Consider the following 18,994-nt stretch of genomic DNA (forward strand, 5'->3'; position numbering starts at 1 on the left):
TCGGGGGAAGCCCCCTTCGGTCGGCCCGCTACCGCTTGGGCGTGGTCGCCACGTCCAGCCAGACCGCCAGCAACAGGATGACGCCCTTGACGATCATCTGCCAGTACGTGTCCACGCCCTGCATGGACATGCCGTTATCCAGCGTGGCCATGATCAGCGCGCCGATCAGCGCCCCGAACACGGTGCCCGCTCCGCCGCGCATCGACGTGCCGCCGATGATGCATGAGGCGATCGCGTCCAGCTCCTGCAGCGACCCGGCCGAGGGCGAGCCGGCCGCCAGCCGGGCCGTGGTGGCAATGCCCGCCAGCGCGGCCATCGCCCCCATCAGCGCGAAGACGCACAGCTTGACCAGTTGGACATTGATGCCCGACAGCCTCGTCGCTTCCAGATTGCCGCCGATCGCATAGATGCGGCGGCCGAACACGCTGCGCCGCGCCATCAGCGTAAAGACGCCCAGCAGGATCAGCACCATCAGCACCGGCAGCGGCACGCCGCGATAGGCATCCAGAATGCCGAAGAAGGCCGCGATCGCCACCGCATAGCCCGCCAGCCGGGCCGCATCCAGCACCATCGACGGGACCGGCAGCCCGTATTCCGCGCGCTTGGCGCGGTTGCGCAGCACCGAGACGGCCAGCGTCGCGAAGACCACGATCCCCAGCCCATAGCTGGCATAGCGCGGCAGATAGCTCTGCGCGATGGCGACGAACCCGGGCGAGATCGGCGCGATCGTCACCCCGCCCGTGGTGCCCAGCAGCACGCCGCGCCAGGCCAGCAATCCCGCCAGGGTCACGATGAAGGACGGAATCCGCAGATAGGCCACCCAATAGCCGTTGAACGCGCCCAGCAGCGCGCCCAGCAGCAGCACCGCCGGCACCGTGACGTAAAGCGGCAGGTGGTACTGGTTGTCCAGGATCGCCGCCAGCCCGCCCAGCAATCCCAGCATCGAGCCGACCGACAGGTCGATCTCGCCCGAGATGATCACGAAGACCATGCCGCTGGCCAGCATGCCGGTAATCGCCATCTGCCGCAGCAGGTTCGACAGATTGCGCGCGGTCAGGAAATCCCCGTCCGTCTGCCAGGCGAAGAAGGCCCAGATGATGGCGATCGCCACCAGCAGCGCCAGGATCTTATAGCGCGCGAACAATCCCTTGACATGTTCGGCGCGCAGCATCCCCCGCGCGGCCTGGGCCGCGCCGGTCGCGGGATGGGGCAGGGGGGGCTCGATGGTCGGCGCTTGGGTCATGGTCCCGAAATTCCGCAAGGTCGTTTCAATAGGGTCTCGTTGTCGGCTCCGGCCCGGACAGGGCTCAGGCCGCCTGGCGCACGGGCGTTATGGCCGCCGTCAGGATGCGCTCCTGCGTCAGCGTCTCGTCATTGACGAAATCGCCCCGCAGCTCGCCCTCGCCGATGACCAGGACGCGGTCGCTGATGCCCAGGATCTCGGGCAGTTCGGACGAGACCATGATGATCGACATCCCCTCCTTCACCAGGGCGAACATCAGCTTGTAGATCTCGTATTTCGCGCCGACATCCACGCCGCGCGTCGGCTCGTCCAGGATCAGGACCCTGGGCCTGGGTTCCAGCATCTTGGAAATGACCGCCTTCTGCTGGTTGCCGCCCGAAAGATTGGAAATGGCCAGCAGCGGACTCGCGGTCTTGATCCGCAGCCTGTCGATGGCGGTGCGGATATCCGCGAATTCCCGGTGCTCGTCGATCAGCCCGGCATGGGCGAAATCCTCCAGCACCGACAGGGTGATGTTGTATCCCACCCCCAGGCCCGGCACGATGCCCTGCAGCTTGCGGTCCTCGGGCACCATGCAGATGCCGTGCCGCACCGCCTCGCGCGGCGAACGGATACGCAGCCTTGCGCCGTCCAGCCGGATCTCGCCCGAATACTGCCCGGGATAGGCCCCGAACAGCGCGCTGACCAGTTCCGTGCGCCCCGCGCCGACCAGCCCCGCAATGCCCAGGATCTCGCCCCGCCGCAGCGCGAACGATACGTTGTCCACCCGCTTGCGCAGCGGATTGTTCAGGTCGAGGCACGTCATGCCGATCGCTTCCAGCACGACGTCGCCGATCGGGTGCGCCTCGCGTGGGAACAGGTTGCCCATGTCCCGCCCGACCATCATGCGGATGATATCGCCGATCGTCAGGTCGCCGATCGGCGCCGCGCCCACGAACCGCCCGTCGCGGATCACCGTGACCGTATCGGCAATCTCCTGGATTTCCTCCAGCTTGTGCGAGATATAGACGCAGGCCGTGCCGCGCGCCTTCAGGTCCTTGACCAGCCGCAGCAGGATGGCGGTCTCGGCCTTGGTCAGGGACGAGGTCGGCTCGTCCAGGATCAGCAGCTTCGCCTTCTTGCTCAGCGCCTTGGCGATCTCGATCAGTTGCTGCTCGCCCCCCGCATAGGACGACACGGGCAGGACGACGTTGATATGCCCCATCCGCAGGTCCGACAGCAGCCGCGCCGCGTCCAGGTTCATGCGGTCGAAATCGATCAGGCCGGCCGCCGTGCGCGGCTCGCGGCCCAGAAAGATATTCTCGGCGACCGAAAGTTGCGGAACCAGCATCAGCTCCTGGTGAATGATGACGATCCCGGCCTCCTCCGTCTCGCGGATGGAGGCCGCGCGCAGCTCAACCCCCTGCCACAGGATGGTGCCGCCCCAGGTGCCATAGGGATAGACGGCGGACAGCACCTTCATCATCGTCGATTTCCCGGCGCCGTTCTCGCCGCACAGCCCGACGCATTCGCCGGGGCGGACGCGCAGATCGATGCCGTCCAGCGCCTTCACCCCGGAAAAATCCTTGGTGATATTCCGCATTTCCAGAAGATACTCGGACATCGTCGTCCTTTCCCCGGCGGGACCGGCCAGGGAAGGGGCCGGACGGCTCCGGCCCCGCGCCCATCCGTCCCGGGTGCCGGCCAGAGCCGCATCCGTTCCCGGATACGGCTCCAGCTCATTGTTTTAACAGCACGTTATCCGATCGGATAACGCCCTATTGCGCGTTGATCTGGGCCTGGGTGTAGTACCCGTCCTTGACCACCTGGTCGACATTGGTCCGGCTCAGCGCGATCGGGGTCAGCAGGATCGTGTCGACATCCTTCGTCCCGTTATTCATCTTGGTGGTGAAGGCCGGTTTTTCACCCTTGGCCAACTGCACCGCCAGCTTGGCGGCGGTCGAGGCGATCAGCTTGATCGGCTTGTACACCGTCATGGTCTGCGTGCCCTTGACGATACGCTGCACGGCGGCCAGGTCCGCGTCCTGGCCGCACACCGCCGTCTTGCCCGCCAGTCCCTGCGCCGCCAGCGCCTGGATCGCCCCGCCGGCCAGGCCGTCATTCGACGCCACGATGCCCTGGATGTTGTTGTTATTGGCCGTCAGTGCGTTTTCCGTGATCGACAGCGCGGCGGTGGCGCTCCATTCGGGTACCCATTGCGCACCCACGATCTTGATCTTTCCCGCCTCCACCAGCGGCTGCAGCACCGTCATCTGGCCTTGGCGCAGCAGCTTGGCGTTGTTGTCCGTCGGCGCCCCGCCCAGCAGATAATAATTGCCGCGCGGCGCGGCATCGACCACGCCCTGGGCCTGCATCTCGCCCACGCGCACATTGTCGAACGACACATAGGCATCGATGTCGCTGTCCAGGATCAGGCGATCATACGAAATCACCTTGATGCCCGCCTGCTTCGCCTCGGCGATCGTATTGGTCAGGACCTTGCTGTTGAACGGCACGATGACGATCACGTCCATGCCGCGCGCGATCAGGTTCTCGATCTGCGCGTTCTGGCGGCTTTCGCTGGCATCCGCCGACTGCACGTTCACGGTCGCGCCCAGCGCCTTGGCGGCCGCCACGAAATAATCGCGGTCATGCGCCCAGCGCTCCACGCGCAGATCGTCGATCGAAAACCCGATCTTCGGATGCTGCGCCGATGCGTGGGCCGGATGGGAACCGGCGGCGGCCAGCCCGAATGCGAGCGCACAGCCCAGGACGACCCGCCGCGATACGCCGGCATGCCCAAGGGAATTCCCCGGGGGCGCCGTGCGCGGAAACTTGCACAGAAACACTCTTCTTCTCCTCGCGCCGCCCGGCGGTGGTCCGCCATGGCCCGGCTTCTGAGTTCGGTCTTGTCGCCGACATTGACAGGTCAGCACGTCGCCGCCCGTGCCGCAATGCACGACCACCGGCATTTTCTTCATTTTATCTTGAATAGACGCTGGAATAGGCGCCGGGAAATATTTGCCGCGACCACACGTTGTGGCCGGTTTCGCCTTGGACGGACCGCACTGCACCAGGGTACTGCATCAGGGGGGGGCGCATCGGTTCGGCCGGCCTGTTTTTCGATTGGCGTCTTGCACGCGCTCTTCGCGGCCCGGCCGGATGAATGACGGGGCCGTGATCTCCGGCGCCCTCCGCCGTCAGCGCAAAAAAAACGGCCGGGCATGCCGCCCGGCCGGGTATAGAAAATTCCGCCTGTCCGCCGGCGCTCAGCCCACCATGCCGGCGGCGGCCATCAGCAGGTGCATCAGCGTCGCCAGCACGCCCAGGGCCAGCACGCTGGCGCCCCAGATCGCCACCAGCCATCCCAGCCGCTTCACCCAGGGCCGGCGCATCGCGATCCCCTCCGTCCGCGTCACGGCCGGCGCCTCAATGATAGCCTTCGTTCGACGTCACCTTGCCGCGGAACACGTGATAGGCCCACGCGGTATAGGTCAGGATGACCGGGATGATGAACAGCGTGCCGACCAGGGCGAAGCCCATGCTCTCCGGCGGGCTGGCGGCGGCGCGGAAGGACACGCCCGGCGGAATGATGTTCGGCCACAGGCTGATCGCCAGCCCGCTATAGCCCAGGAACAGCAGCACCAGCGTCAGCAGGAACGGCCCGGCATTCGGCGTGCCGCGCAGCAGGCGCAGCATCAGCGCGCCGACCGCCAGGATCAGCACCGGCACCGGCGCGAAATAATACAGGTTGGGCAGCGAGAACCAGCGCGCGGCGATCGCCGGATGGCTCAGCGGCGTCCACAGGCTGACGATGGCGATGACCGCCAGCAGCGCCAGCGTCACCCACCGCGCGCACGCGATCATCCGCGCCTGCAGGTCGCCCGCCGTCTTCATCGTCAGCCAGGTGGCGCCCAGCAGCGCATAGGCCACGATCAGCCCCAGCCCGGTGAACACGCTGAACGGCGACAGCCAGTCGAACGCCCCGCCCAGATAGGACGGGCCGCTGACATGGAACCCGTCGATGAACGCCCCCAGCGACACGCCCTGGAAGAAGGTCGCGCCATAGGACGACACCGCGAACATCTTGTCCCAGAACGGCCGGTGCGCCGCATCGGCCTTGAAGCGGAATTCAAACGCCACCCCGCGGCAGATCAGCCCGGCCAGCATCAGGATCAGCGGCAGGTACAGCGCGCTCAGCAGCAGCGAATAGGCCAGCGGGAACGCGCCGTACAGCGCCGCCCCGCCCAGCACCAGCCAGGTCTCGTTGCCGTCCCAGACCGGTGCCACCGTATTGACCATCAGGTCACGGTCCTCCCGGTCATGGACGAAGGGGGACAGGATGCCGATACCCAGGTCGAACCCGTCCATGATGACGTACATCATCAGGCCGAACGCGATGATGACGACCCAGATCAGCGGAAGATCGATACCCATTGCCTTGTTCCGTCGCTCAGGGGTTCAGTTCAACGATTCGGTCGCCGCCGACAGCGGGCGGGCCGGGCGCTTGTCCAGCTCGTCGCCCACCGGGGTGACGGTGTGCTCGTCCGGCCCGTGCGCGGCCAGCTTCAGCAGATAGCCGATGCCCGTGCCGAACACCGTGCAATACAGCACGACGAAGATCAGCAGGCTCAGGCTCAGCGTCATCGCCGAATGGGCCGACACCGCGTCCGCCGTGCGCATCACGCCATAGACCACCCAGGGCTGGCGGCCGATCTCGGTCGTCAGCCAGCCGGCCAGCAGCGCGACCAGGCCCGACGGCCCCATCACCAGGCAGGCGCGCAGGAACAGCCGGTTGCTGTACAGCCTGCCCGCCCAGCGCAGCACCAGCGCCACCACGCCCAGCAGCAGCATCAGCATGCCCAGCCCCACCATCACGCGGAAGGTCCAGAAGATCACCGTGGCATTCGGCCGGTCTTCGGGCTTGAAGTCCTTCAGCCCCGGAATCGTGCCGCTCCAGCTATGGGTCAGGATCACGCTGCCCACATGCGGGATCTCGATGGCATAGCGCGTGGTCTCGCTCTTCATGTCCGGAATGCCGAACAGGATCAGCGGCACGCTCTCGCCGGGCGGGTTCTCCCAGTGGCCCTCGATCGCCGCCACCTTCGCCGGCTGGTATTCCAGCGTGTTGCGGCCATGCAGGTCGCCGACCAGGATCTGGATCGGCGCCACCACCAGCACCATCCACATCGCCATCGACATCATGGTGCGGATGCGCGCATCGTCCCGCCCGCGCAGCAGGTGCCACGCCGCCACCGCGCCGACGAACAGCGCCGTGGCCAGGAAGGCCGCGATACCCATATGCGCCAGCCGGTACGGGAAGGACGGGTTGAAGATGATCTGCAGCCAGTCCGCCGGTACGATCCGCCCGTCCGCGATGCGATAGCCCTGCGGCGTCTGCATCCAACTGTTCGAGGCCAGGATCCAGGTCGCGGAAATCAGCGTGCCGATCGCCACCATGACGGTCGAGAAGAAATGCAATCCCCGCCCGACCTTGTCCCAGCCGAACAGCATGACCCCCAGGAACCCCGCCTCCAGGAAGAAGGCCGTCAGGACCTCATAGGTCAGAAGCGGCCCCGTGACGCCGCCGGCATAGCTGGAGAAATAGCTCCAGTTGGTCCCGAACTCATAGGACATGACCAGGCCGGACACCACGCCCATGGCGAAATTCACGGCGAACAGCTTGGACCAGAAATGGTACAGGTCCTTGAAGACCGTATTGCCCCGCCACAGCCACAACCCCTCCAGCACGGCCAGGTAGCTGGCCAGCCCGATGGTGATCGCCGGAAACAGGATGTGGAATGAAACGGTAAAACCGAACTGTATGCGGGCAAGCGTCAGTGGATCGAGCGCGTGCATGAATCCGCTCCCATGCAGATGCTAAGAACTGGACCTATCTCTTCCACAACGCGGCAGCGGAAGACAGCCCTCTGAACACGAAAATTTGAATGAAATGTCCGAAACCCGACATTCTTTCGCGCCCGACCGCGCGCCCGCAAGGCGCCGCGTCGCTCGGGTATCGTGCGTAACCAATTTATAAATAAAGATAAAATTTCACGATGTCCAGCGACCCGACGGAATCCGCCACGGTCCACCGGATGGTTCATCCGGACTCGGACCTAGCCCCCGCCTCCTCATGCGGTGTGGCCACGGCGCGGCACGCCCGGCGCTCCTCCAGTCGTCCCTCCGGTCTCCGTGGCCCCATCCGCTCCGCGATCCCTGCCCGAACGGCCGCGCCGTGGCCCGGTCGGCTCCCGCTGCCTGTCACAAAACCGGGCGCTCCCGGCCGCGTGGGACAAAAACACGGACCGGCCGATATTTCCTTGAATCGGTCGGTAGAATCCTCCTAACACAGACATACATCCGGGGCGTTCCCAGCCCTCGCCACGTCTGCCTTTTCGCGCCAGGTCCGGCCTGGCGGTGCCGAGCATCGCGCCTCCGGCGTCTTGCAGACGGTCGTGACCGTTCTCTCTCAGAACAGATTTGTCCAGACCATCGATTTTCGTTTCGAAAATTAAAGATAAAGGGCCAATTGGAATGGAGAAACGCCTGTTTCATACTATTGACGGCCTGCGCGGTCTCGCGGCGGCGGCCGTCGTTCTCCTGCACATGGGCATGATTTTTCCCCATGCCTGGTACCCTCCGGGCGCCTATCTCGCCGTGGACCTGTTCTTCGGCCTCAGCGGCTTCGTTCTGGCCGAGGCCTATGCGGCACGGCTCGAGGCCGGATTGCCGATTTCAGCCTTCCTGCGCGAACGCGTATTGCGTCTCTGGCCGCTCTACACGCTGGGGTTGTCGATCGGCGCCGCTGCAACCACGGTCAAGGTGCTCTGTCACCACGCGCCTGTCTCGGCCCTGTTTTCGTTTCCGCTGGCGCTCGTCTATTTTCCCTGGTCTGGCAGCCAGGGGGAACTCTATCCCTTGAATCTGCCGGCCTGGTCTCTCTTTTACGAATTGCTCGTCAACACCCTCATGGCCGCCACCTGGCGACGCCTCAGCAATCAGGCCCTGGCCGGACTGATCGGCTGCTGCGCGCTCGGCCTGGTCGCCGCAGCCTGGATCACGGGCTCCCTCAACGCCGGCTTCACCTGGGGCGGCGCACCCATCGCCGTGGCACGGGTCGGATTCTCGTTTTTCCTCGGGATTCTCCTCTGGCGCGCGCGTCTGCGCCCCATCGGGTTCAGCGCCTGGGTTCCGATGACCATCCTGGTGGTCGGATTGGTGGCCGACATGGCCCCTCTGCCGCATGGCGCGGCCGATCTTCTGGCCGTGTTCCTGCTGTTCCCGCTGATCATCTGGCTCAGCGGATCGGTACAGCCCTCCGGCCCCAGCCTGCCCGTGTTCAAGGCGCTGGGGGCCGCATCCTACGCGGTCTACACCGTGCACGAACCGATCCTCCAATGCATCGCCTCGGTCATCAACAAGGGGTTCGGCATCTCGCTCGCCACGATCCCCTTGTGGGATTGCGTCGCCATGCTGATCGGGCTGTTCCTGCTGTCCCTGCGCCTGAACGCGCTGGACCTGACGGTGCGGCATCATCTGCGGCGACTGGTCCGCCCCCTCCCGCCCTCCGGTCCCATCCTGGCGGCTCCATCCTACAGGCCCAGTTCCGACAGGCCGGGATGATCCGCCGGCCGCGGTCCGCTGCGCGCCCAATGGAACAGGCGCGCTTCGGGGGAAATCGGCTGGTCGTTGATGCTCGCATGGCGCTGCCGCATCAGTCCGGCCGCATCGAATTCCCAATTCTCGTTCCCATAGGACCGAAACCACGACCCGGCCGCATTCCGCCATTCATAGGCAAAGCGCACGGCGATCCGATCGCCGCTCCAGGCCCATAACTCCTTGATCAGCCGATATTCGGCCTCGTCCTGCCATTTGCGTGCCAGAAACGCGGCGATCGCCGCGCGTCCGCGAATGAATTCCGACCGGTTGCGCCATTGGCTGTCGGGGGTATAGGCCAGCGCGACCCGCTCCGGGTCGCGGGAATTCCAGGCATCTTCGGCCGCGCGCACCTTCTGCGCCGCACTCTCGCGGCTGAAGGGCGGCAAAGGCGGGCGCACTGCGCCCATCGCGTCGGTCATCCTGTCCATCTCCCGAAAAGCGCCGCATATCTGGCGCTGTCATTGTCCGGCGGCCATTGTCCGGCCGGCGCGTCGAACCCCGCTCCGCCGCCCCGCGTGCGTTCGCCCTGCCGGCTCACCGCTCCGCCGGCTGCGCACCCAGTTGCGAACGATGCGCGCCGCCGGCCAGCATGGTCAGCAGGACGATCGCCCCGCCGGCGCTCCCCACCACCAGCATCAGCGCCGGCGCCAGGTTGCCGCCCATCCGCGCCGCGATACCATTCTGGATCAGGCTGGAACCGGCCGCCAGCAGGTTGCCGCATTGATAGGCCACGCCGGGGAAGGTCGCGCGGATGTCCGCGGGCGACAATTCGTTCAGATAGGCCGGCACCACGCCCCATGCCCCCTGGATGCAGAACTGGATCAGCATCGCCCCCACCGCGATCCAGGCCGCCGATTCCGGCAGCGCCCACAGCGGCAGCAGCGGCAGCGCCAGCAGCGCGGCCAGAGCGATCGCCCGCCGCCGCCCGATCCGTTCGGACAGCATGCCGAAGCACAGCCCTCCCGCGATCGCCGCCAGATTGTACAGCACCACGATCAGCGTGACGGTCGGATGCGGCAGATGCCTCTGCAACGCCAGGAAGATCTTGGGATACAGGTCCTGCGACCCGTGGCTGAAGACATTGAACGCCGTCATCAGGCACACCGCATACAGCACCAGCGCCCGATGCCGCTTCAGCACCGGCAGGATCGGCGCCCCGGCCGGCCCCCGGTTCCGCCCGGGGCCGCCCGCCGCCACGCGGTGCCGCGCCAGCCATTCCGGACTTTCCTTGACGAACAGCACGATATAGATGGCCGACAGTCCGCTGGACGCGCTCAGGACGAACAACCCGCGCCAGCCCAGCACCGGCAGCAGCAGGAACAGCAGCGATGCCAGCAGGTAGCCGGCCGGATACCCCGCCTGCAGCAGGCCCGAGGTCATGCCGCGCCAGCGCGGCGGCACGCTCTCCATGGTCAGCGCGGTCCCGACCCCCCATTCGCCGCCCAGCGCCACGCCGAACAGCAGCCGCAGGAACAGGAACAGCCCCAGCGTCGGTGCCAGCGCCGACAGCAGCTCGACCAGCGAATAGCACAGGATCGCCGCGATCAGGATCGGCCGCCGCCCGTACCGGTCCGCGGCGCGGCCGAACAGATACGCCCCCACCGGCCGGCTGATCAGGGTCAATGTCGGCGCCAGCAGCACCGCCTCGATCGACGCCGCATAGCTGCGCGCCACATTGTCCAGCGTGAACAGCACCACGAAGAAATCGCAGGCATCCAGCATCCAGCCCAGGAAGCAGGCGATCGCCACATGGCGCGCCTCGCGCGCGCTGCGCGCGGGTATGGCGCCGGTCGGGGGCAGGGGAGTCATGACGGCCGCTGATCCTCGGATTTTTCGCTGTTTTTTCTTCTAGTGCAGATCGCGATGTGGTGGAATGACCCCGCCGTCAGGACGTTCTATATACGTAACGATACGGCGGCCGGCCGCCGATGGGCCACGCGTCTCATCCTGGAAAAAATTTCTCATCTTTTTTGATATTGTCGACATTCTTCCATTATTATCACTTTGCCGTGACACCTGCGCCCCCGGCCTCCTCAAGTCGTTAAACTTTCGCAGGCTTTATTCCGCCGCTTTTCGTTCGAATGCCGTTCCCCTCTGGACAATAAGGCTCAGTGACGATGGATCGACACCACCAGGCGCCCGGATCCATCCGGGTTCTCTCCGTCGCTTCGGAAATGTTTCCGTTCGTCAAGACGGGGGGCCTGGGAGATGTCGTGGGGTCGCTGCCCGTCGCCTTGCGGGCCGAGGGCGTGATGGTCACCACCCTGCTGCCCGGCTACCCCGCAGTGCTCGACGCGCTCGAGGGCCCGGTCCGGGTCGCCGAATTCACGCCGCTGCCCGACGTCACGGTCTCGCTGCTCGACGGCCACGCGGCCGGCCATCATCTGCTGGTGATCGACTGCCCGGCCCTGTTCCGGCGCAAGGGTAATCCCTATCTCGGCCCCGACGGCGCGGACTGGCCCGATAACGGCCTGCGTTTCGCAACCCTCTCGCGCGTGGCGGCGACGATCGCGCAGGGACAGGTCGCGGCCTGCCTGCCCGACCTGGTGCTGGCGCATGACTGGCAGGCCGGGCTGACGGCGGCCTATACCCATTATGACGGACTGCCCGCGGCGCCGGTGGTGCATACCATCCACAACATCGCCTTCCAGGGGCGCTTCCCCGCCGCCGACCTGGCGAATTTCGGCCTGCCGCCGCATGCCTTCGCGATCGACGGGGTGGAATATCACGGCGATATCGGCTTCCTGAAGGCCGGGCTGCATTTCGCCACCTGGATCACCACGGTCTCGCCCACCTATGCGCGCGAAATCCAGCAGCCCGAATGGGGCATGGGGCTGGACGGGCTGCTGCGGGCGCGCTCCGACCGGCTGATCGGCATCCTGAACGGCATCGACACCGACGACTGGAATCCCGCGACCGACCCGGCGGTGCTCTTTCCCTACCAGGTCGGCGACATTCGCGGCCGCCGCCCCAACAAGCGCGCCTTCCAGGCCGAATTCGGCCTGCCCCAGGATCCGGACGTCTTCCTGCTGGGGCTGGTCAGCCGCCTGACCGGGCAGAAGGGCGTGGACATCCTGGCCGACATCGCGCCGCGCATCCTCGACGACCGCACGCAGCTCGTCGTGGTCGGCAGCGGCGACGCGGCGATGGAACAGGCCTTCGCCCGGCTGTCGCGCCGCTATCCCGACCGCCTGGCCTGCCATATCGGCTACAGCGAGCAGCTCGGCCATCGGATCCAGGCTTCGGTCGACGGGCTGCTGATCCCCTCGCGCTTCGAACCCTGCGGCCTGACGCAGCTCTGCGCCGCGCGCTATGGCTGCGTGCCGATCGCCGCCCGGGTCGGGGGGCTGGCCGACACGATCATCGATGCCAACCAGGCCGCGATGACCAGCAATGTCGCGACCGGCCTGCTGTTCTCGCCGACCGATGGCGACACGCTGGTCAATGCCGTCCGCCGCGGCGCCAACCTGTATCGCGACCGCGCCCGATGGATGGCGCTGCAGCGCAACGCCGCGCATTACGACGTGTCCTGGGGGCACAAGGCGCATGAATATGCGCAATTATTCCGCCGCGTGCTCGGGCGGAACGACATCGCCGCCAACGATCACGACCATGACGTGCTGCTGGTGCGGCCGCGCGCCGGCGGCCGGCGGGCGCGCCGCGCCGGGCCCATCGGCCCGCACGCGATCGACCTGCCGCATGGCCGCTTTCCCCCGCATGCGGCGCGGCGCGCCCGCGTGCGGGCCAACAGCCTGCATGCCCGCCCGCATTGACGCCGCCCGGCGGGGCCGTCTTGCGGACGGCCCCGCCAAGGCCCGGCCGTCCCACCTGTCCTCCCGCTTCTAATGTCCTGCCTGCTTGCCGGAATTGCGCCCGATGAATGCTGCCCGGACTGACGGTGCCGATATTCTCCCCCCGGAAACCGAAGATCTTCTCCAGGGACTCAGTTCCGATCCTTTCGCCATCCTCGGGCGACATCCCGCCGGGCGGAATGACATCATCCGCGCCTTCTGCCCCGACGCGCGCGCCGTGCGCCTGGTGGTGATCCGCCCGCGCTCGGCCCCCGTCGAGCGGGTGATGCGCCTGGTCGACGAACGCGGCCTGTATGTCGGCACCGTGCCGGCGGGCGCGCGCTACCGGCTCAAGATCGGCTGGGCCGACACGTGGGAGGAAACCGAGGACCCGTACAGCTTCGGCCTGCTGCTGGGCGATCTCGACCTGCATCTCCTCACCCAGGGCCGGCACCAGGATATCGACCGCGTCATGGGCGCCCAGGCGATGGAAATCGACGGCGTCGCCGGCGTGCGCTTCGCGGTGTGGGCGCCGAACGCCTACCGGGTCTCGGTCATCGGCGATTTCAATGTCTGGGACGGGCGGCGCCATCCGATGCGCCTGCGCCATGCCGCCGGGATCTGGGAAGTGTTCATCCCCCGCATCGGCCCCGGCGAACGCTATAAATACGAAATCCTCGACGCCAACCGCCGGCTCCAGCCGCCCAAGGCCGACCCGATCGCCCTGTCGGCCGAAATGCCTCCGGCCACCGCCTCGGTGGTGGCCGATCCGACCCCCTTCGTCTGGAACGACGACGCATGGATGGCCACCCGGCAAGAGCGCCAGGGCCCATCCGCCCCACTGTCGATCTACGAGGTCCACCTGGCATCATGGCGCCGCCCCGACGGCGACCCCCAGGGCACCCTGCACTGGGGTCAGTTGGAACAGACCCTGATCCCCTATGTCGTCGATCTGGGCTTCAGCCACATCGAGCTGATGCCCATCATGGAACATCCCTTCGACGGCTCCTGGGGGTACCAGACGCTGGGCCTCTACGCGCCGTCTGCGCGCTTCGGCACGCCCGCGCAATTCGCCCATTTCGTCGATGAATGCCACCGCGCCGGGCTGGGCGTGATCCTCGACTGGGTGCCGGCGCATTTCCCGGCCGACGCGCACGGCCTGGCCCGCTTCGACGGCACCTGCCTGTACGAGCACGAGGACAAGCGCGAAGGGTTCCATCCCGACTGGCATACGCTGATCTATAATTTCGGCCGGCATGAAATCCGCGGCTTCCTGATCGGCAGCGCGCTGACCTGGCTGCGGCGCTACCATGTCGACGGGCTGCGGGTCGATGCCGTCGCCTCCATGCTCTATCGCGACTACAGCCGCGCCGAAGGCGAATGGATCGCCAACGTCCATGGCGGGCGCGAGAATCTCGAAGCCATCGCCTTTCTGCGCGACCTCAACCTCACGGTGGCCGAACTCTGCCCGACCGCGATCATGGTGGCCGAGGAATCGACCGCCTGGCCGGGGGTCAGCCAGCCGGTGGCCGACGGCGGGCTCGGCTTCTCCTATAAATGGAACATGGGCTGGATGCACGACACGCTGCAATACATGTCGCGCGATCCGCTGTGGCGCCGCTACCACCATTCCGAAATCATGTTCGGCCTCTACTACGCCTTTTCGGAACATTTCATCCTGCCCCTGTCCCATGACGAAGTCGTGCACGGCAAGGGCGCGCTGATCGCGCGCATGCCCGGCGACGAATGGCGCCGCCATGCCGGGCTGCGCGCCTATTACGCCTTCATGTGGGCCCATCCGGGCAAGAAGCTGCTGTTCATGGGCGGCGAATTCGCCCAGCCCCATGAATGGCAGTCCGACGGCCAACTCGCCTGGTACATGCTCGACTACCCCTTCGCCCGCGGGGTGCAGATGCTGGTGCGCGACCTCAACCGGCTCTATGCGACCCATCCCGCCCTGCACCGCGCCGATGCCACCTATCACGGCTTCGCCTGGATCATCGGCGACGACTCCGACAATGCGGTCTTCGCCTGGCTGCGCATGGCGCCCGACGTGCCGCCGGTGCTGGTGGTCTGCAACATGACGCCCGTCCCCCGGCCGGATTACCGCATCGGCGTGCCCTGGGCCGGCTGGTGGCGCGAACTGCTCAACACCGACGCGCAGGATTACGAGGGGTCGGGCGTGGGCAATGGCGGCGGCGTCATGGCGCAGGACCAGCGGTCGCACGGCTACCCTCATTCCTGCGTGCTGACCCTGCCGCCGCTCGCGGTCCTCTACCTGACGCCCGAGGGGGGCTAGGCATGATGCGCTTCCCCGCCCGGCTGATGCGGGGCGCCAGCGCGCCGCTGGGCGCCACATGGGACGGATTGGGCGTCAATTTCGCGGTTTTCTCGGCCAACGCGCTGCGCATCGACCTGTGCATCTTCGACCCGTCGGGCCGGCGCGAGATCGCGCGGTTCGAACTGCCCGAACGCACCGACGAGGTCTGGCACGGCTACCTGCCCGACGCGCGACCCGGCCTGCTCTACGGCTATCGTGCCTACGGCCCGTACGAACCGCTGCGCGGCCATCGCTTCAACCCGCATAAATTGCTGGTCGATCCCTACGCCCGCGCCCTGCAGGGGCAGCTCAGATGGTCGGACTCGCTGTTCGGCTACCGCATCAGCTCGCCGCGCGGCGACCTGTCGATCGACCGGCGCGACAGCGCCCCCGGCGTACCCAAAAGCGTGGTCACCAACGAGGCCTTCAACTGGGGCGACGACCGCCTGCCGCGCATCCCGTGGGAGCGCACGGTGATCATGGAGGCCCATCTGCGCGGCCTGTCCATGCGCCGCAGCGAACTCACCCCGGTCGAACGCGGCACCTTCCGCGCCCTGGCCGACCCGCTGCTGATCGACCACCTGCTGCGGCTGGGCATCACCACGCTCGAACTCATGCCGATCCAGGCCTTCGTCAAGGACCGATTCCTGCTCGAACGCGGCCTGACCAATTACTGGGGCTACAACACGCTCGCCTTCTTCGCGCCGCACGCGGCCTACCTGGCCGAAGGCTCGCCGCACGAGGTCCGCACCGCGATCCGCCGCCTGCATGCCGCCGGGATCGAGGTGATCCTGGACGTCGTCTACAACCATACATGCGAAGGCAGCGAACTCGGCCCCACGCTCTGCTATCGCGGCCTGGACAATGCCAGCTATTACCGCCTGGTGCCCGAGGACGAGCGGCACATGATCAACGACACGGGCTGCGGCAACACGCTCAATCTGTCGCATCCGCGCGTGCTGCAGATGGTCATGGACTCGCTGCGCCACTGGGCGGTCGATTTCCATGTCGACGGGTTCCGCTTCGACCTGTGCTCGACCCTGGGGCGCGAAAGCTACGGCTTCGACCAGAATTGCGGCTTCTTCGACGTGCTGCGCCAGGACCCGGTGCTGTCCAACCTCAAGCTGATCGCCGAACCCTGGGACCCCGGGCCCGGCGGCTACCAGCTCGGCAACCATCCGCCCGGCTTCGCCGAATGGAACGACCGGTTCCGCGACACGGTGCGCCGCTTCTGGCGCGGCGACGGGCTGCAGCGCGGCGACCTCGCCGCGCGGCTCAGCGGCTCGGGCGATATCTTCGACCGCCGCGGCCGCCGCCCCACGGCGTCGCTCAATTTCGTGACCTCGCACGACGGTTTCACGCTTATGGATGTCGTCAGCTATTCGACCCGCCACAACGACGCCAACGGCGAAGGCGGCCAGGACGGCCATTCGGAAAATTTCAGCGCGAACTGGGGGGCCGAGGGCCCGACCGACGATCCCGCCATCCTCGCGGTGCGCGACCGGCTGCGCCGCGCCATGCTGGCCACGATGTTCTTCTCGCAGGGCACGCCCATGCTGCTGGCCGGCGACGAGTTCGGCCAGACCCAGGACGGCAACAACAACGCCTATTGCCAGGATAACGGCACGGCCTGGCTGGACTGGTCGCTGGCCGGCAGCCCGAGCGGCCAGACCATGATCGATTTCGTGGCGCGGTTGGCCGCGCTGCGCAAGGCGCGCCCCTCGCTGCGCTGGAACGGCTATCTCCACGGGCGCCGCGAAACCATGCCCGGCCTCAGCGACATCGCCTGGTACGGTCCCGACGGCACCGTCATGACGACCGATTCCTGGAACGACGCGGCGGGCCGCGTGCTCGGGGTGCTGCGCTCCGTCGCCGATGCTTGGAACGGCCCCGACACCACCTATCTGATCATGAACGCGGGGGCCGAGGACGCGGATTGCACGCTGCCGCCGATCCCCGGGACCTGGACGCTGCTGCTCGACAGCGCCAATCCCAACCGACCGCCCGGCACGGCGCCGGACGGCGGCCAAGGATCGACATACCTGGGGGCGGGACTGCCGGCCGAGGGGCAGGGGGGGCAGAACCCGTCACACTGGATCGTCCCCGCCCACGGCGCCGTGCTGCTCGGCTTCACCCCGCGCACGAAGATCTGAAGGGGATTGCCCATGCGCACGACTCACGCCTTCGCCTGCACGTTCGGCGCGACGGTGATCGCGCCGCATTGGACCCGGTTCCGCTTCTGGGCCCCGTCCTGCAACCACGTGACCCTGGAAATCGAAGGCGCGTCTCCCCTTCCCATGACCGCCGAAGGCGCCGGCTGGTTCGTGGCCGAGGCCCCCTGCGGCGCCGGCGCCCGCTACCGCTACCGCGTCGCCCCCGACCTCGCCGTCCCCGACCCTGCCTCCCGCGCGCAGCCCGACGACGTCCAGGGCCCCAGCATGGTGGTCGATCCGCGCGCCTATGACTGGACGGCCGACGAGCGGCGCGGCCTGCCATGGCGCGGCCTGCCCTGGGAACAGGCCGTCATCTACGAAATCCATGTCGGCGCCGCGGACGGTTTTCGCGGCGTGCGCGCGCTGTTGCCGCGCCTGGCCGCGCTGGGCGTCACCGCGATCGAACTGATGCCGCTGTCCGAATTTCCCGGCGGCCGCAACTGGGGTTATGACGGCGTGCTGCCCTATGCGCCGGAATCTGCCTACGGTACGCCGGACGACCTCAAGGCGCTGGTCGACCATGCCCACGCGCTGGGCATGATGGTCTTCCTCGACGTCGTCTATAATCATTTCGGACCGGACGGCAATTTCATCGCCGCCTACGCCGCCCCCTTCTTCCGCGCCGACCGCCCCACGCCCTGGGGGGCCGCCATCGATTTCCGCCAGCAGGCGGTGCGCACCTATTTCACCGAAAACGCCTTGTATTGGCTGATGGAATATCGTTTCGACGGCCTGCGGCTGGACGCGGTGCACGCGATCGCCGACCGCGAATGGCTGCTCGAACTCGCCGCCCGCGTCCGCGCGCGCGTCGAGGCCGACCGCCATGTCCACCTGATCCTGGAAAACGAGCATAACGATGTCGGCCTGCTGCAATCCGGCTTCGACGCGCAATGGAACGATGACGGCCACAATGCCGCGCACGTCCTGCTGACCGGCGAGCATGAAGGCTATTACCGCAATTTCGCCGACGAACCGATCATCCACCTCGCCCGCGTGCTGGGCCAGGGCTTCGCCTTCCAGGGCCAGTTCTTCCCCACGCTCGGCCGGCCGCGCGGCATGCCCTCGGGCAGCCTGCCGCCCTCGGCCTTCGTGCTGTTCCTGCAGAACCACGACCAGATCGGCAATCGCGCGATGGGCGAACGGCTGACCGTGCTCGCCGATCCCGACGCGCTGCGCGCCTGCTACGGGCTGCTGCTGCTCGGCCCGCAGATCCCGCTGCTCTTCATGGGCGAGGAATGGGGCTCGCGCCGCCCCTTCCTCTTCTTCACCAGCCACAAGCCCGAACTGGGGCAGATCGTGCGCGACGGCCGGCGGCGCGAATTCGCCGCCTTCTCCCATTTCGCCGATCCGACCCTGCGCGAGACGATCCCCGACCCCAATGCCCCGGAAACCTTCGCCGCCTCGCGGCTCGACGAGTCCGAGGCCGAGACCGCGGACGGCAGGGCATGGCTGGACCTGACCGGCCGCCTGCTGCGCCTGCGCGCGCATCACATCGTGCCGCGCCTGCGCGGCGCCCACGCGATGGGGGCCTCGCCCATCGGGCCCGCCGCAGTGGCGGCGCGCTGGCGCATGGGCGACGGCGCCATCCTGTCGATCGCCCTCAATCTGGGCGCCGATCCGGTCGCGCCGCCCGGCTGGGTCGCCGGCCGGGTGCTGCATCGCAGCGCGCCCGCCGGCCACGACCATGGTCACGATCATAGCCCCAACCATCATCACGCCGGCGCCGCCGTGCCCCCCAACGGCCTCGTCGTGTGCCTGGACGACATCGCCCATGGATAATGCCAGG

The 18,994-nt window shown here is 67.2% G+C and carries 13 protein-coding genes; 5 read left to right on the plus strand and 8 right to left on the minus strand.

Going from position 1 to position 18,994, the window contains the following annotated elements:
• Positions 1-28: 28 nt before the first annotated feature.
• The 6 genes from AAC691_RS16460 to AAC691_RS16485 form a co-directional block, all read right to left on the minus strand.
• Positions 29-1,243 (minus strand): sugar ABC transporter permease, encoded by a 1,215-nt coding sequence (locus AAC691_RS16460; protein WP_176639402.1) that lies wholly within the window; start codon positions 1,241-1,243, stop codon positions 29-31.
• A 64-nt stretch (positions 1,244-1,307) separates the two neighbouring features.
• Positions 1,308-2,846, minus strand: a complete 1,539-nt coding sequence (locus AAC691_RS16465) for a xylose ABC transporter ATP-binding protein (protein ID WP_342627686.1) — start codon at positions 2,844-2,846, stop codon at positions 1,308-1,310.
• Positions 2,847-3,000: 154 nt separating this feature from the next.
• Complete coding sequence (gene xylF, locus AAC691_RS16470; protein WP_342627687.1) at positions 3,001-4,071, minus strand: D-xylose ABC transporter substrate-binding protein; 1,071 nt, start codon at positions 4,069-4,071, stop codon at positions 3,001-3,003.
• Between the two features lie 420 nt (positions 4,072-4,491).
• Positions 4,492-4,641, minus strand: a complete 150-nt coding sequence (locus tag AAC691_RS16475; RefSeq protein ID WP_342627688.1) for a DUF2474 domain-containing protein — start codon at positions 4,639-4,641, stop codon at positions 4,492-4,494.
• Between the two features lie 10 nt (positions 4,642-4,651).
• Positions 4,652-5,659, minus strand: coding sequence for a cytochrome d ubiquinol oxidase subunit II (cydB, locus tag AAC691_RS16480; RefSeq protein WP_176639400.1), 1,008 nt, complete (start codon positions 5,657-5,659; stop codon positions 4,652-4,654).
• A 24-nt stretch (positions 5,660-5,683) separates the two neighbouring features.
• Positions 5,684-7,081, minus strand: coding sequence for a cytochrome ubiquinol oxidase subunit I (locus AAC691_RS16485; RefSeq protein ID WP_176639399.1), 1,398 nt, complete (start codon positions 7,079-7,081; stop codon positions 5,684-5,686).
• A gap of 678 nt (positions 7,082-7,759) precedes the next feature.
• Here AAC691_RS16485 and AAC691_RS16490 point away from each other — a divergent pair.
• Complete coding sequence (locus AAC691_RS16490) at positions 7,760-8,848, plus strand: acyltransferase (RefSeq protein ID WP_342627689.1); 1,089 nt, start codon at positions 7,760-7,762, stop codon at positions 8,846-8,848.
• On the opposite strand, the gene AAC691_RS16495 is transcribed toward AAC691_RS16490, so the two are convergent.
• Both AAC691_RS16495 and AAC691_RS16500 read right to left on the minus strand, forming a co-directional pair.
• On the minus strand, positions 8,818-9,303 hold the full coding sequence (locus AAC691_RS16495) for a nuclear transport factor 2 family protein (protein WP_342627690.1): 486 nt from the start codon (positions 9,301-9,303) through the stop codon (positions 8,818-8,820). The two genes, AAC691_RS16490 and AAC691_RS16495, sit on opposite strands and share 31 nt — an antisense overlap.
• A 115-nt stretch (positions 9,304-9,418) precedes the next feature.
• Positions 9,419-10,693 (minus strand): MFS transporter, encoded by a 1,275-nt coding sequence (locus AAC691_RS16500; protein ID WP_342627691.1) that lies wholly within the window; start codon positions 10,691-10,693, stop codon positions 9,419-9,421.
• Positions 10,694-11,001: 308 nt separating this feature from the next.
• Between AAC691_RS16500 and glgA the strand changes: the two genes are divergently transcribed.
• The 4 genes from glgA (at position 11,002) to treZ (ending at position 18,987) form a co-directional block, all read left to right on the plus strand.
• A complete protein-coding gene (gene glgA, locus AAC691_RS16505; RefSeq protein ID WP_342627692.1) occupies positions 11,002-12,657 on the plus strand; it encodes a glycogen synthase GlgA in 1,656 nt (551 codons plus the stop codon).
• Positions 12,658-12,760: 103 nt separating this feature from the next.
• On the plus strand, positions 12,761-14,974 hold the full coding sequence (gene glgB / locus AAC691_RS16510; RefSeq protein WP_342627693.1) for a 1,4-alpha-glucan branching protein GlgB: 2,214 nt from the start codon (positions 12,761-12,763) through the stop codon (positions 14,972-14,974).
• Between the two features lie 2 nt (positions 14,975-14,976).
• Positions 14,977-17,148, plus strand: coding sequence for a glycogen debranching protein GlgX (glgX, locus tag AAC691_RS16515; protein ID WP_342627694.1), 2,172 nt, complete (start codon positions 14,977-14,979; stop codon positions 17,146-17,148).
• Positions 17,149-17,160: 12 nt separating this feature from the next.
• A complete protein-coding gene (gene treZ, locus AAC691_RS16520) occupies positions 17,161-18,987 on the plus strand; it encodes a malto-oligosyltrehalose trehalohydrolase (RefSeq protein WP_342627695.1) in 1,827 nt (608 codons plus the stop codon).
• Positions 18,988-18,994: the final 7 nt, after the last annotated feature.

This window comes from Nguyenibacter vanlangensis, from assembly GCF_038719015.1.
In the GTDB taxonomy this organism is placed as follows: Bacteria; Pseudomonadota; Alphaproteobacteria; order Acetobacterales; family Acetobacteraceae; genus Gluconacetobacter; species Gluconacetobacter vanlangensis.

Excerpts from the sequence above, each read along its gene's own strand:
- AAC691_RS16460 (WP_176639402.1), bottom strand. The coding sequence starts at position 1,243 with ATGACCCAAGCGCCGACCATCGAGCCCCCCCTGCCCCATCCCGCGACC.
- AAC691_RS16465 (WP_342627686.1), bottom strand. The coding sequence starts at position 2,846 with ATGTCCGAGTATCTTCTGGAAATGCGGAATATCACCAAGGATTTTTCC.
- cydB (WP_176639400.1), bottom strand. The coding sequence starts at position 5,659 with ATGGGTATCGATCTTCCGCTGATCTGGGTCGTCATCATCGCGTTCGGC.
- AAC691_RS16485 (WP_176639399.1), bottom strand. The coding sequence starts at position 7,081 with ATGCACGCGCTCGATCCACTGACGCTTGCCCGCATACAGTTCGGTTTT.
- AAC691_RS16490 (WP_342627689.1), top strand. The coding sequence starts at position 7,760 with ATGGAGAAACGCCTGTTTCATACTATTGACGGCCTGCGCGGTCTCGCG.
- AAC691_RS16495 (WP_342627690.1), bottom strand. The coding sequence starts at position 9,303 with ATGACCGACGCGATGGGCGCAGTGCGCCCGCCTTTGCCGCCCTTCAGC.
- AAC691_RS16500 (WP_342627691.1), bottom strand. The coding sequence starts at position 10,693 with ATGACTCCCCTGCCCCCGACCGGCGCCATACCCGCGCGCAGCGCGCGC.
- glgA (WP_342627692.1), top strand. The coding sequence starts at position 11,002 with ATGGATCGACACCACCAGGCGCCCGGATCCATCCGGGTTCTCTCCGTC.
- glgB (WP_342627693.1), top strand. The coding sequence starts at position 12,761 with ATGAATGCTGCCCGGACTGACGGTGCCGATATTCTCCCCCCGGAAACC.
- glgX (WP_342627694.1), top strand. The coding sequence starts at position 14,977 with ATGATGCGCTTCCCCGCCCGGCTGATGCGGGGCGCCAGCGCGCCGCTG.
- treZ (WP_342627695.1), top strand. The coding sequence starts at position 17,161 with ATGCGCACGACTCACGCCTTCGCCTGCACGTTCGGCGCGACGGTGATC.